The organism is Micromonospora sp. WMMD736, assembly GCF_049179015.1.
Classification (GTDB): Bacteria; Actinomycetota; Actinomycetes; order Mycobacteriales; family Micromonosporaceae; genus Micromonospora.
Genome location: NZ_JBMHMI010000001.1, coordinates 6,097,570 through 6,109,946 on the forward strand (window position 1 = coordinate 6,097,570; position 12,377 = coordinate 6,109,946).

The 12,377-nt window shown below is 67.9% G+C and carries 13 protein-coding genes; all 13 read right to left on the reverse strand.

The genetic code is table 11. The features are described 5' to 3' along the window. Positions 1-9 precede the first annotated feature (9 nt). The 13 genes from ACN269_RS27550 to ACN269_RS27610 all read right to left on the reverse strand — a co-directional run bounded on the left by ACN269_RS27550 (position 10) and on the right by ACN269_RS27610 (position 12,355). The gene (locus ACN269_RS27550; RefSeq protein ID WP_421475153.1) at positions 10-696 is read right to left on the reverse strand and encodes a hypothetical protein; all 687 of its coding nucleotides are present in this window, start codon (positions 694-696) and stop codon (positions 10-12) included. A gap of 66 nt (positions 697-762) precedes the next feature. Then, positions 763-987, reverse strand: coding sequence for a hypothetical protein (locus ACN269_RS27555; RefSeq protein ID WP_421475154.1), 225 nt, complete (start codon positions 985-987; stop codon positions 763-765). Between the two features lie 17 nt (positions 988-1,004). Continuing rightward, positions 1,005-3,326, reverse strand: coding sequence for a siphovirus ReqiPepy6 Gp37-like family protein (locus tag ACN269_RS27560; RefSeq protein ID WP_421475155.1), 2,322 nt, complete (start codon positions 3,324-3,326; stop codon positions 1,005-1,007). After that, positions 3,326-4,210, reverse strand: coding sequence for a phage tail family protein (locus ACN269_RS27565; RefSeq protein WP_421475156.1), 885 nt, complete (start codon positions 4,208-4,210; stop codon positions 3,326-3,328). The genes ACN269_RS27560 and ACN269_RS27565 overlap by 1 nt, the downstream gene beginning before the upstream one ends. A gap of 1 nt (position 4,211) precedes the next feature. Next, positions 4,212-7,880, reverse strand: coding sequence for a hypothetical protein (locus ACN269_RS27570; protein WP_421475157.1), 3,669 nt, complete (start codon positions 7,878-7,880; stop codon positions 4,212-4,214). Continuing rightward, complete coding sequence (locus ACN269_RS27575) at positions 7,880-8,158, reverse strand: hypothetical protein (RefSeq protein ID WP_421475158.1); 279 nt, start codon at positions 8,156-8,158, stop codon at positions 7,880-7,882. Before ACN269_RS27575 ends, ACN269_RS27570 begins: the two co-directional genes overlap by 1 nt. A gap of 107 nt (positions 8,159-8,265) precedes the next feature. Next, entirely contained in the window at positions 8,266-8,586 is a 321-nt protein-coding gene (locus ACN269_RS27580; protein ID WP_421475159.1) for a phage tail assembly protein, read from the reverse strand. Between the two features lie 118 nt (positions 8,587-8,704). Then, positions 8,705-9,448, reverse strand: a complete 744-nt coding sequence (locus tag ACN269_RS27585; protein WP_421475160.1) for a hypothetical protein — start codon at positions 9,446-9,448, stop codon at positions 8,705-8,707. A 13-nt stretch (positions 9,449-9,461) separates the two neighbouring features. Continuing rightward, positions 9,462-9,956 carry a hypothetical protein gene (locus ACN269_RS27590; protein WP_421475161.1) on the reverse strand — a complete coding sequence of 165 codons (495 nt, stop codon included), beginning with the start codon at positions 9,954-9,956 and terminating at the stop codon, positions 9,462-9,464. Next, on the reverse strand, positions 9,956-10,369 hold the full coding sequence (locus ACN269_RS27595; protein ID WP_421475162.1) for a hypothetical protein: 414 nt from the start codon (positions 10,367-10,369) through the stop codon (positions 9,956-9,958). The genes ACN269_RS27590 and ACN269_RS27595 overlap by 1 nt, the downstream gene beginning before the upstream one ends. Next, positions 10,369-10,707, reverse strand: a complete 339-nt coding sequence (locus tag ACN269_RS27600) for a phage head-tail adapter protein (RefSeq protein ID WP_421475163.1) — start codon at positions 10,705-10,707, stop codon at positions 10,369-10,371. Before ACN269_RS27600 ends, ACN269_RS27595 begins: the two co-directional genes overlap by 1 nt. Position 10,708: 1 nt before the next feature. Continuing rightward, positions 10,709-11,179: a hypothetical protein gene (locus ACN269_RS27605; protein WP_421475164.1), complete on the reverse strand. Its 471-nt coding sequence runs from the start codon at positions 11,177-11,179 to the stop codon at positions 10,709-10,711. A 69-nt stretch (positions 11,180-11,248) separates the two neighbouring features. Continuing rightward, the gene (locus tag ACN269_RS27610) at positions 11,249-12,355 is read right to left on the reverse strand and encodes a hypothetical protein (protein WP_421475165.1); all 1,107 of its coding nucleotides are present in this window, start codon (positions 12,353-12,355) and stop codon (positions 11,249-11,251) included. Positions 12,356-12,377 lie beyond the last annotated feature (22 nt).

Consider the following 12,377-nt stretch of genomic DNA (forward strand, 5'->3'; position numbering starts at 1 on the left):
GGTGCCTCCTTAGAGCGGCTGAATCCAGATGGTGTTCGGCGCTGCGGCCGGCTGCGCCGACTGGACGATCAGGCTGTAGTTGTTCCACTTGCTGGCGTTCGGGGCGGTGGTCGGCTGGAGGTCGACCCACCCGGAGCCGTTGTGGTACTCCCACTTGCCGAGCGTCGCGTTGAACCCGAGCTTGTATTTGCGGGGGTTCGCCGGGCGGCCGGCAGTGGTCCAGGCCCCGATGGTGGAGCCGATGAACTGCCGCAGGTCGGTGATGTAGCCGGCTTGCATAGCTCCAGCGCCGGACGGGATGTCCAGGCGGGCCAGCGCGATCTCATGGATGCCGGTGTCGGTCTGCGTCAGTGCCGGCGGCGTCGGCGTCGCGGAGGCGGTGCCCGGCTTGACGGTGAAGATCATGTTGTTGTTGGCGCGGTCCAGCCGCAGGATGGCCAGGTCCACCCGGCCGTAGCTGGCGTCACCGTTGGCCACGGCGACCGGGCCTTCGGTGTCCGTGGAGTAGCCCATGAAGCCGCGGAGCGCGGCGGTGCCGGCGGCAGCCACAACCGTCATGCCGGAGCCGGCGGACACCTGAAAGCCCGTGCTGCCGTGCGAGCCGACGATGCCATCGTCGACTGCCTCGCCCATGAGACGCGAGTAGTCCGACTCCGAGGTGTCCTGAGTGTCGAAGGGGAAAGCGGTGATAGCCACTGGCGGCTCCTTGGCATGACGAAGCCCCCCGAGTCGCGGGACTCAGGGGGCTCCAGGGAGAAGGGGTCAGGCGGTCGGCTCGTCGACCGGCGGCTCGCCGGCCGGAACCCGCTCGACCGGGGAGGGCTCGTCCAGGGCCGCTCGGCGGATGCTGTTGACCGGGATGCGGATGACGAGCAGGCCGCCGGGCTGCCATGGGATGTCCGGGTCGGGCTCGTAGGCGTCGATGACCACCTCGTCGGTGTCGGTGTCCAGGAGCCATCGGTTGGCCCAGATGTTGACAAGATTCACTGCTGTGCCTCCGAGGGCTACTGCTCCGCGGTGAAGCGGATGCTGTCGAGGGTGACGAGGTCGAGCGGGCCGAGCTGCCTCTGTAGCGAGCCGGTCTGCGAGATATCCACGCGGCCAAGGGCGTTGTTGGCGAGGGACGGGAACATCAGCCGGAAGCGTGGGCGGCACCCTTCCGGCAGGACGCCCATGACGCTGGTGGCACCAGACCCGAGCCCCGACGCCAGGCCGCGCACCTCCACCAGGCTGCCGGGGTGCATCTTGAACTCCGGGCTGGCGTAGTTCGCGTCGCTGAAGCGCGTCCAGCCGGTGGCGAGGGATAGCGTCGACCAGCGCCCGGTCCAGTACAGGCCGATGGTGTTCCAGTCGATGTCGGCCGTTCCGTTCGACACGAAGTTGACCGGCGTCCAGCGGGTGCCGGATCGCCAATCGTCGTGCTTGATCGTGACGGTGGCAGAGAAGTCGGTGGGCATGGCGGCGGCCCTGACCTCCAGGTGGACGCCGTCGTAGGTGCCGCCGATCGGGACCAGGCGAGCCTGACTGAAGGGCGAGCCGTAGGTGCCGGCGCTGTAGCCGGCGCACTCCTCCAGGTACAGGTGTGCGCCCTGCTGGAAGTTGTAGCCGTAGCTGGCCTTCAGCCGGATCTGCGCGTGCTGGCTAGGGGCGTTGGTGCTGATCACGAACTCGGCCGAAGCCTTCGCGTTGATCACGCCCTGCTGCCCGATGATCGTGCCGATGCGGTACCAGGTTCCGGCGGTGAGAGCGCCGCTCCTGGTGTACGTGTCCGACTCGTCGAAGGCGAGCTTGTGCCAGGCGGACCAGCCGGGATTGTCGCTATGGAAGCTGCGCTTCCACATGTTCCAGCCGGTGTTCGAGTGGAAGACCTGACTGACCCGCGAGGTGCTGTCCCAGTTGTACGTGACGATCGTGCCGACCTCAGCCGGCGTCCAGCCGCTCCCCGTCCCGACCGAGTACACCGAAACGCCGAGCGGGTAGGCGCTCGGCGACGTGGTCATGGCGATCGAGTTGTTCGGCAGCTTGCGCGCACCCTCCAGGATGTCGAGCCGGCCGTCGAGCGCGGCGATGTCGTCGCCGGCCTTCTCGCTCGCGGCGGTGATCGCCGCAGGGGTGACGCTGCTGCGCTCCAGGCTCGACACCCGGGAGTCGAGTGCCTGCACCTTCGCCGCCGGAGCCCGGTCGATGGCCGCCGGGTCGCCGAGGGTCACGCCCATGCGGAAGCCGGCGCTGTCGTACTTCAGGACGTAGCCGGTGATGACGGCCTGCATCTCGACGCCCTGGACGACCACGGAGATCAGGTCGCCGAGGTTCCAGTCGACGCCCAGGGCCGCGTAGAAGTCCTCCATCGGGACCACCTGCACGGACACCTGCGAGAAGCCGCCTTGCTGCAACGCCTCCTGCCCGGCCTGGACCAGCTCGTCGTTGCCGTCCTGCTGACGGCGGTCGACGAACACCTCGACCCGTCGCCCCCACTGGCTCTCGCCGGCCCGGGACTCAGGGCTGCTGACCGCGACGAACTGCCGCTCGGTCAGCCACTCGTCGTCGGTGGCGCCCTCGTTGCGCTCGACGTCCTGGCCGGCGACGATCGCGCGGGTGATGGACGGGGGAGCGGAGGCGACCTTGTGACCAGCCAGCATGTTGTTGCGGATGTCGAGTCGGATGCTCTGGCTGCGGTCGGTCACGGCGAACGTCTGGAACTCCAGCTTCGAGCCGACCTGCACGACGCGGAAGCCGATGTTGGCGGTCGCCGCCAGGTTGGCCAGCAGCTCGCCCAGGACGTCGTAGCGGGCGCGCTTGGTGACGACCGGACCACGGTGGCCGTTGGTGCCGAGCTGGAGCCGCGTCTCGCGGCGGGAGCCGAGGTTCGGGTCCGCGCTGATCGGTGCGCCGGGGCCGATGTTGGCGTTGACATAGGCGTACATCAGGTCTTCGCACGTGCCGGTACGCACGTCGTGCGTCTGCGGCTGGTTGGCCGGGTCCAGGTTGGCCGGGTTGGGGAAGGCGAGCCGGTCGGCGAGCAGCACGTTGTCCGTGAGGCCGTCGACCTGAAGCGTGCCGTTGGGGTCCGTGGAGGTGGCCGCGTCCTCCGCCTTCACGGTCGGCCCGGAGATCAGGACGTCGCCGTTCTCCAGCGTTACGAGGATGCCCGAGCCCGGCTGGCGCAGCACGGCCGCCAGGGGGCTTTCGCTGGGCAGCCGCAGCGTCCAGGAGCCGACGTTGCGGTACTGGTCCTCGATCGTCAGCGTCAGGTCCGCCGGGGGGATCTGGCCGATGCGGTTGAGGTTCTTGTCGCGGACCTCGACCGTCAGGTGCGTGATGTCCATCAGATCACCGCCCACTTCCGGGGGTACCAGGTCGCCGTGATCCGCGTGGCGGCTGACGTGCCGAAGGCAACGACCGTTGCCTGAGAGTCCTTGGGCGGGATCGGCCAGAACCGTGGCGCTGGCAGTAGATCGCCGTACCTGTTGGCGCCGGTTTGGTCGGTGACCCGTGCGCGGGCGGTGTCGATCGTCAGCGTTTCGCCAGCGGTCAGGACGCCGTCCCAGATGAACTGCTCGCCGCTGGGCGCGGTCACCTGGAGCGCGCTGTGCGTCGAGTCCCCGGCGATCGGCCCCTGCACGGTCCAGATCGGATACGCGCTGGCGTCGCCCGGGTTCTCGAACAGGATCGCCCCGTCAGCGGTGCTGCCGGACAGGCGCAGCATCGACAGCGAGGTGGTGCCCTTGAGCAGGCCCCGGCCCGCCGAGGACGACACGATGACCCGACTCATCGGGTACCGGGCCTGCCAGAGTGGCTTGCCGGCGCGCAGCGTCACGATCGTCTGAAGCTCGGTCTCCCCGAGGGTGTCCTTGCCGTAGGCGTAGACGCCGCCGCCCATGCGGTGGCACGTCAGGCCCCACTCCTGGCCGTCATCCTCGACCCACCAGAGCATCACCTCGCGGGTCAGTATTTTAGCAAGACGGGCCAGCGTGATTTCGAGCTGACCCCGGTCGGGGGCACGCACGTACAACGGGATGTCGACGTCGCGCGGCTGAATGCGCTCGCCACGGTAGGTGGCACCGTCGCCGGCACCCTCGATCCAGTTGACCGCCACGGGCGGGAGGCCGAGCCCGGTTACACCGGACAGGGCCTCCACGCCGTAGCCAGTCAGGGAAACCCCGTTCAGGTCAAGCGAATCGTCCGCAGTCTCGAAACGTAGGTAAGGCATCTCACCACCCGAATGCGCGAGCGCGACCGACCGCGCTGAACAGGTCTTCCTCGGCCCCGAGCGAGTTGCCGGGCGCCGCGTGATAGATGAGGGTGTTACCGGCGCTCTGCGCGCCGGAGCCGGAGTACGAGCCGGCGGACACCCCGAGGGCGACAGCCGGCGAACCGAACCGCGTGCCGCCGATCTCGCTCGTGAAGCCGCTGAGCGACTTGCGGACCGCGTCGTACTGCGACTCCATGCCCTCCAGGAGGCCCTGGATGATCAGCTCACCCGCGTGAACCAGCAGGACAGCGTCGTAGTCCTCCGGACCCTTCAGGCTCTTGATCTTGTCGCCGATGCCGCCCAGCCAGCCGGCCACGTCGCCCCAGACGGCCTTGAGGCCGTCCCATAGGCTGCTCATGATCGAGCGGCCGATGCCCAGTAGCAGGCTGTTCACGTTGCCGATGGCGCTGATCACCCGGCCGCCGAGCCCGACGAGCCAACTGCTCGTCGTGGACCACTGCGACGTCAGGGATTCCTGGATCTTGCCCCAGGCGGCCGAGAAGAACGACCGCACCTTGCCGGCCAGGTCACCGATCGCGCTCGTCACCCGCGCCCAGAGGCCGGCGTAGTAGCCGACGACCGCGGTGATGGCGTCGAGCGTGGTGTCCTTGATCCAGCTCAGGGCATTGGAGAAGAACGAGGTGACCTTGCCCCACCCGGCCGTCAGCCCGTTGAGCAGGCCGGCGATCAGGTTCTCCGCGATCTCGATGAAGACGCGCGAGGGGGAGTGGATACCAAGGAAATCCTTGACCCACGCGATCAGCCCCTCCCAGACGCCCTGGAAGAAGTCGCCGATCTTGGTCCAGATGCCCTCCCACCAGGAGGCGAACCCGGCGATGCCCTCCTGGAGCTTGCCGATGCCGTCCTGCACCCACTCCAGCGCCGGCAGCATGACGGCCGAGATGACCTCGGCCACGAAGCCGAAGCCCCTGGCTACACCCTCAAGGCTGAAGACGATCAGCGGCAGGACGACCGCCAGGAGGAGCTGAAGCACGGTCATGACGACCGACAGGCTGTTCGAGACCAGCAGGAGCACTGGCGGAAGCAGCGGAAGGATCGCCTCGACGAGCTGAAGCAACACCGGGATCAGCGGCGTCAGGATTTGCACGACCAGGTTGACGAGCATCGGGATCAGCGGGGTCAGCGCGGCGAAGATACTCGTAAATGCCGTAGCGAGCATCGGGAACAGCGGGACGAGCTGCGTGAACAGGCCCGCCAATGGCGTCAGGACGGTCGCCAGGGCACCCGCCAGGACGTTGAACAGCGCCAGGGCCACGTCAATAACCGGCGACAGGGCCGGCATCAGCGCGACGAGTGCGTTCACGATGGCGTCGATCGCGGCCATCAGTGCCGGCGACGAGAATGCCTGCGCGAGTGCTTCCGCGAGCTTCGTGATGACCGGCGACAGCGCCACCAGCACCGTCTGGAAGCCGCCACTGAGCACGTTGATCAGCGGCAAGATTGCCTGAAGGACCCCCCCGAACGACGGCGCGAGAGCCGCGAACGTCTGCCCGATCTGCGTCGCGAGGACGCCGAGCACCGGGCCGAGGGCGCCGATCAGCTCGGCGACCGGCTGGATCGCTGGAGCCAGGGCGTTGACCCCGGCCGCGATGCCGCCGACAAGCGACGAAAACCCCTGGACCATGGCCGGGTCGTTCAGCAGGGCGCCCAGGACGTTGACGACCTGGCCCAGAATGCTCCCGATCGTCGGCAGAACGGACGACAGGATCGCGGTGATGCCGGTGAAGGCGTCCTTGAATCCGCCCTGCGCGGTGTCGAAAAAGACGCTGAACATCTGCGACGCGGCCGAGAAAAACACGGTGAGCGTCGGCTGAAGACCCTTCAGCGTTTCGGCGAACCCGCCGAGGGATTCGCTCAGGGCGGTGAAGATCCCGGCACCTGCCGCCGCCGAGAACAGCGTGCCGAAAATGCTGGCAACCGACTTGATGATCTCGAATAGGGCGGAAAGCGTAGTGATCACCGTCGTGACCGTGTTGTTCAACTTCTCGCCGGCAACGTTCTGCTGGAACCATGCCGAGAACTGCGTCGCGATCTGGCCCACCAGCGTCGCCAGGGGCGGCAGGATCGCCGACCCGAGCTGGCCGAACATCGTGATGATGTTGGCAATGGCCGGAGTGAAGGCCGAGAACCTGCTGATGGACTCCGACAGGTTGCCGAACATGCCCGGCAATGCCGGCAGCAGCGAGGTCGTCAGACTGCCCGACAGGGCCGAGAAGAACCCGCCGATCTTGCCGGAGACGCCCTCCAGGCCCGTGCTGATCAGCGGCAGAGCTTTGTTAGCAAGTTCGCTGATGGGTCCACGCGCGACGGCCCAGAAGGACTCGCTGATGGTGGCCTGAAGGCCCTTGAAGCCCTCCGCGATGGCCGGGAGCTGCTGCGGCAGATCCTTCAGGGCTGCGACCGTCGTGGCGACGCCGATCGCGATGCCGGGCACCGTCAGCAGGAGCGGGGCGAGCTGCGCCAGCCCACCGACCAGGCCGATCAGGTTGGACGTCAGGGAGATGACCGCGCCGGACATCGCGAGGATGCCGGTGGTGGCTGCGGCGAAGTTCGGCAGGTTGGTGAACAACCCGGCGAGCAGTTGACGGCCCTGCGAGAGGTTGTCGTTGAACGCCTTGAACGTCGAGAGCGTGGCGAAGAACAAGCCGGCCTGCGCCAGCGCGCCCTTGAAGTCAAGATCGATGCGGATGTCGCGAGCACGCGTGATCACCGCCAGCGCGGCACTGAGCGCGGCCTTCGACCCCGTCGTGACCTCCGGCTCGACCGGCAGGTGGATGCCCTGCACCTTGGCGGTAATCTGCGCCGCGATCGTGCGTAGCTTCTGCTCCAGCTTGAGCTGGGCGAACGGGTCCAGCTCGGCGCCGATCTTGGCGTTGATGTCGTCGCGCGCCTTCATGAGGAGCGCGATCTCCTCGACGGTGCGGTTGAACTTGTCGCGGTCCAGCCGCACACCGAGCAGCATCTCCTCGGAGCGCAGCAGCGCCTTGGCGCGAGCCACAACATCCGCGAACTGCTTTTGGTCCAGCTCCGCCCGCACGCGCATTTCCGCAGCGGTCGACGCGTCCAGCAACGCCTGCAACTCGTCCTTGGCGGCCTCAAGGCTCGCCTCGTTGAGGTCGACGTTGAGCAGGAAATCGGCCCGCACGTTCGCCAGCTCGGCATCGAGCTTGGCGATGGCCCGCTCGATGCTGCCGTTGTCGTCCAGGTCGATGTTGAGGTCGATACCGACCTGGCCGATCCGCTCCTGCAACAGATCCTTGGCGGCGTTGAGGTCGGCCTCGTTCAGGCTGACCGGCAGCTCGATCGCGTCGAGATTCATCAGCTCGCGGTTGATGCGCGCCAGTGCCGTCTGAAGCGAGCCAGCATCGTCAACGTTGATCTTGAGCGTGATGTCCTTGAGGGCCGCCTCCGCGGCCTCCTGGACGCTCTTGGCGTCGGCCGCCGCCTGAGCGGCTGCGCCGTCCTCCAGCTCGACGCCCAGCTTGGCCGTCAGCTCGGGAAGGCGCTTCTCCGCCTTCTCCAGCTCGGCCTTGGCCTCCGAAGGGAGCTTCGAGGCGTCAGGCACAACCCTGACTGAGACCTGGCCAATCGTCTTGTCGTCCGCCATTAGCCCTTCCCGATCATGCGCAAAATCGCCTGCCGCGCCGTCACCTTCTTCTCGGGTGCGGCAGACTCAGCGGGCTTGGACTTGGGGCGCGGATAGTCCGGCAAGCGCGGGGGGCCTTTCTTGCCCCAGTTGCCGGATGCGCGCGTGTTGAGGCTCAAGGCGTCGTAGAGGTTCGCCAGCAGATGGCGAGTCGCGCCCCAGCCGTAGTGCTCGCGGCCCCCGGCGGAAAGGGCGGCGGTCAGGCTGTCGTCTGGAAGGGCCTGCACAGCAGCGAGCACGAGGACGGGATTCGGTCCGCGGCCTTCGATGACGTCGACCAGGTCGATGCCGAAGTAGCGCCGCAGATCCGGGTAGATCCCCTCCCCGTACTCGTCGACGAGCCGTGCTAGGCCGAGGCTTCCCCCACGCGGGTCTTCCGCCCGTACTCGCCGAGCACTTCCGCCAGCACCGTCAGGTCGTCACCGATGGCCTTGAGCAGCACGTCCGCGCCGGCCTTCGTGTCGGCGGTCACGCGGATCATGTCGCGCATGATCGCCTCCTGGTCGGCGCCCTCCTCCTTCAGGCGCTCCTGGAGCTTCGCGATCTCGTCGCGCTTGGTCTTGGGCAGGCGCAGCGGGTTGAGCAGGCGAACGGTGCGGTCTCCGACCTCGACGGGCAGGTGGCCGTACTTGGCTTCAGCGGCCTCGCGGATGTCATCGAGCTTCATAGGTGGCGAACCTCCAAAAGTCAGGGCGGCGGACGCTGGTGAAGAGGGGTGGAACCCCCTGACCCGGCCGGGTCCGCCACGCAGCCGGGCCAGGGGTGGTCTTTCTTAGCAAGTGCGGTTACGCGGCACCCGTGGCCCAGGCGGTGCCGGTCCAGTGGACCTGCGAGCCGTCGTCGAGCAGCACGTACTGGCCCGACGTCCACGCGGTGGTCGGCGACGCGGTGACAACGCCGGTCATCGCGCTGAGCGCGGCCGGAAGGTCAGCGCCAGCCGGGGTGTAGGTGCCGGGGGTGCCGGCGGTAGCGCCGGTCGCCACGACCCCGCCGAGCGGAGTGATGGCGTAAGTCCACTCGTTGGTCGAGTAGATCAGCGGCTTGATGTTCAGCGGCAGGCCGACCAGCGACTCCGCGTCGGCCACGGCCACGTCGTCGCCCCGGAAAATCTCCGAGCGCGGCGTGTAGAGGCCGAAGGAGTTGCCGCCATCGACGAAGATCGCCAGGAACGCGCACTCGGTCGGCTCCGGCGACTGCGGGATGCCCAGCGTGCCATCGGGCAGCAGGGGCGCGTTCGCGCCGTAGTAGAGCCGAAGCGACTTGCGGTCGAACTGGTTCACGGTGAGCGCGAAGGACTCGGTACGCGGGGCGTACGTGGTCCGCAGGCTCTTGGACTGAAGCGTGCCCAGGGTGGTCGCGTCGCCGCCCTCGGAGCTGAAGGAGAAGATGTCCTCCAGGCTCGTGTGGCCGACAGCCTCCCACGGGCCGGCAGGGGCCACATCGAGGGACGCCGGCATCGGGGTGCCAACGGGCGCGGTGAAGAAGTTACCGCTGCCCACGACCAGGGTCGCGTTGTCGTTCTTAGCCATTCAGGCCGTCTCCTTACAGGGGGTACGGGTGGTTCGTGGGCTTACGGACGGTCAGCCGGTAGCGGCCCTCGTAGCGCCAGGTGTTGCTGGGCAGGTCGGCGTACTGCACGGGACCGGCCGATGTCGCCCAGTCCGGCTGCCGGCGTGCGGGCGAGAGCGTCTGGAAGTAGCTCAGCCAGCCGATGTCGGCGTTGCCCCAGTTGGAGGCCGCCGCGTCACGCAGGGCCACCCGGACCGCGTCGGCGATGATCGCCGCGTCTCGGTCTCCGTCCGGGTCGGCCGCGAAGGTGTGGACAGCGATGTCCGCCTGCTCAAGGAACCGCTCGTCTCCGCTGAAGAAATAGAAGGTGGGCAGCCGGCGGCACAGCACGAGGGGAAACTCCTGGTCCTTGCGGACCTGCGTTACCACCTCGATGTCGGGTAGCGCCTCGCGCAGCACGGCGAGCAGGACGTCCTCGATCGGCACCCGCTCGGCCAGGGAGGCGGTGATCGGGGGGAGGTTCGCCACTATCGCCCCCTCAATTCGGAGCGGTGGCGGTCAGCGACGACCTGCACGGCGCGCTCCAGGAGGAACAGGCCCTCCATCTCCCCGAGGGGGAGGCCGGTTTCGTCGTCGTAGAACTCGACCCGCCGGCCGCGTTCGATGTTGTAGGCGGCACCGTCGCCGAGGGTGTCATTGAGCACGACGTCCCAGCCGGACCCGCCACCGCGGCCTCCGCGCCACCGCAACACCTCGATGAAGGCGTCCCAGTCGATGCGTCGACCGATCGACACGGAGTGGTCGCGGGCCTCGATCAGGTACGCGTCGGCGTACGCCTTGATCTCGAAGGCGTACTTACCTAGGGACCGCTGGACGCCGACCATGTCCGCGATAGCGCCTTCGAGCGTCTGCCCGTTGACGTACTTGTAGACCTCGGCCATCAGCTCGGCCTCCGGCGGATGTCCATCGTGTAGTGCCGGGTGTGGCGGGTGCCGTGGTGGTAGGCCGGCGGGACGACCACGTCCCACATCGAGCCGTTCCAGAACACCCGCGACCAGGAGTCGATCCCCTGGACGTCGGCGCTGACGATCATGCGAGTGACGTCGATGTCCTGCTGACCCGCGACCTCGGCGCGCGACGAGCGCTGCGGCACGAACACGGCCGTCACGGGGATGGGGTTGTCCATGTCCGCCGTCTCGACGCGACTGCCCCGCGAGTCGGTGTAGACCTTCGTGGGGTAGACGATCGCGGCCTGGCCGCGCCTGCGCTGATGGCTCACGTCACCAGCCCCCACCGGGCTGGTTGAACGGGAACGGCTTGAGTCCGCCACCGTCGACCGGCACGTAGTGGTCGTCGACCTGGCGCGGTGCGATGTAGGCGTACGTCTCGACGGAGCCGAAGAACGAGTGTCCCGTGCGGGCGTCGCCGACCGCGCGGATCAGCTTGATCTCCTTGTCGGTGAACTCCGCGGCGCCCGCCTCGTCACCGAGGTTGGCCCACTGCAACGCCTCGTCGCCGGCCCGGCTCAGCACGTAGCCGTTCATGTTCCGTGCCCAGCGGGCGACCGCCTTGATGACGGTGTTGCGTACCGGGTTGGGCAGGTTGTCGACGTCGCTCCACTCGCGGCCGGCGATGAACCGGGCCTCGTTGGACAAGTCCTCCAGTGCCATGTCGACGGCCTGGCTCTCCTGCTCGCTGAGCGTGAAGTCCAGCCGGCGCTGCACGTCCTGTACCTGGGCGAACGGCCCCATGGGGTACCCCCTCTGAAAGCACGGCAGGGGAGCCGTCCCGCAGGACAGCTCCCCATTCGCCCGGTTGGATTAGGAGAAGATGGTGCCGACGCCGGTCGCCTTGACGAACTGGTCGAGCAGCGAGCCGGTGGCCGGGGTGCCGCCAGTGCCGGAGGCGTTCGCGTTGAGCTTCGCGTCGGGAAGCGCGTCAGCCGTCGCGTCCACATCGAAGGCAACGCCCCGGATGAAGAACTCACCGACCTTGCCGGTGCCGTCCACGATCGCGCCGTTCGGCTTGCCGGTGCCGTCCAGGCCCTCGAAGACGTCGGTCACGTTCATGACGCCGTTGTAGAGGTTGACCACCGACCGCTCCGCCAGGATGGTCGGGTCGTAGTCGAGCACCCACCGGGCCGCGACGCCGCCCACGCCGTTCGCGCCGGCCGAAGCGGTAGCGCCCACGGCGGACTGCGGCACAGCCGGCGCGGCGGTCGCCATCGCGAACGCGCTCGGGACGATCAGGTAGCCCTTGTCGGCGGCCAGCTCGGGCGCAACGATGATGTTCATGCCGAACACGCGGCCGATGAACGCCTCGCGCAGCACGCCCTCGGCGACCGAGTCACCGACGTTCTGTGCCAGGGTCAGGGTCGGGTCGTTCAGGATCGCCGCCTCGACGGCGGTACCGACGACCAGGGTCCGCGACTCCATCGGCATCCGGAACGCGTTCGCGATCCGGCGCAGCTCGATCAGCGAGGCCCGCAGGGTCCGGTTCGCCTTCGCGCCCGCGATGGTCGCCAGGTACGGAGCGCCGGTCAGCTTGTTGATCGCCTTCTGGTTCAGCGACCGCGCCACCGCCTGCGCCTGCATACCGATGACCCGGCTCCACTGGATGGAGTCCCAGTCCTTCTGCTCGTCCTGGAGCTTGGTGGCCGAGTAGGTGTTGCCCGACAGGGTCAGGCTGATCTTCCGGTCCTGGAACGCGTCGAAGGTGATCGGCGTGGTCCGCTCGGCGCGGAAGTCCGCGATCTCCCGGGCCGGCAGGATGCCCGGCACCCGGATGTAGACGGTGTCGTTCTCCGCGCCCCGAAACTGGTCGAAACCCTGGCGCTGGAACAGCGCGGGAATGGTGAGGCTCTGCTCGATGACCTCGGCCGCGACGGCGGCGAGCTTCTGCGGCTTCACCACAGAGTTGAGTGCCACTGCTTGTCTCCTAGGAGGGTGA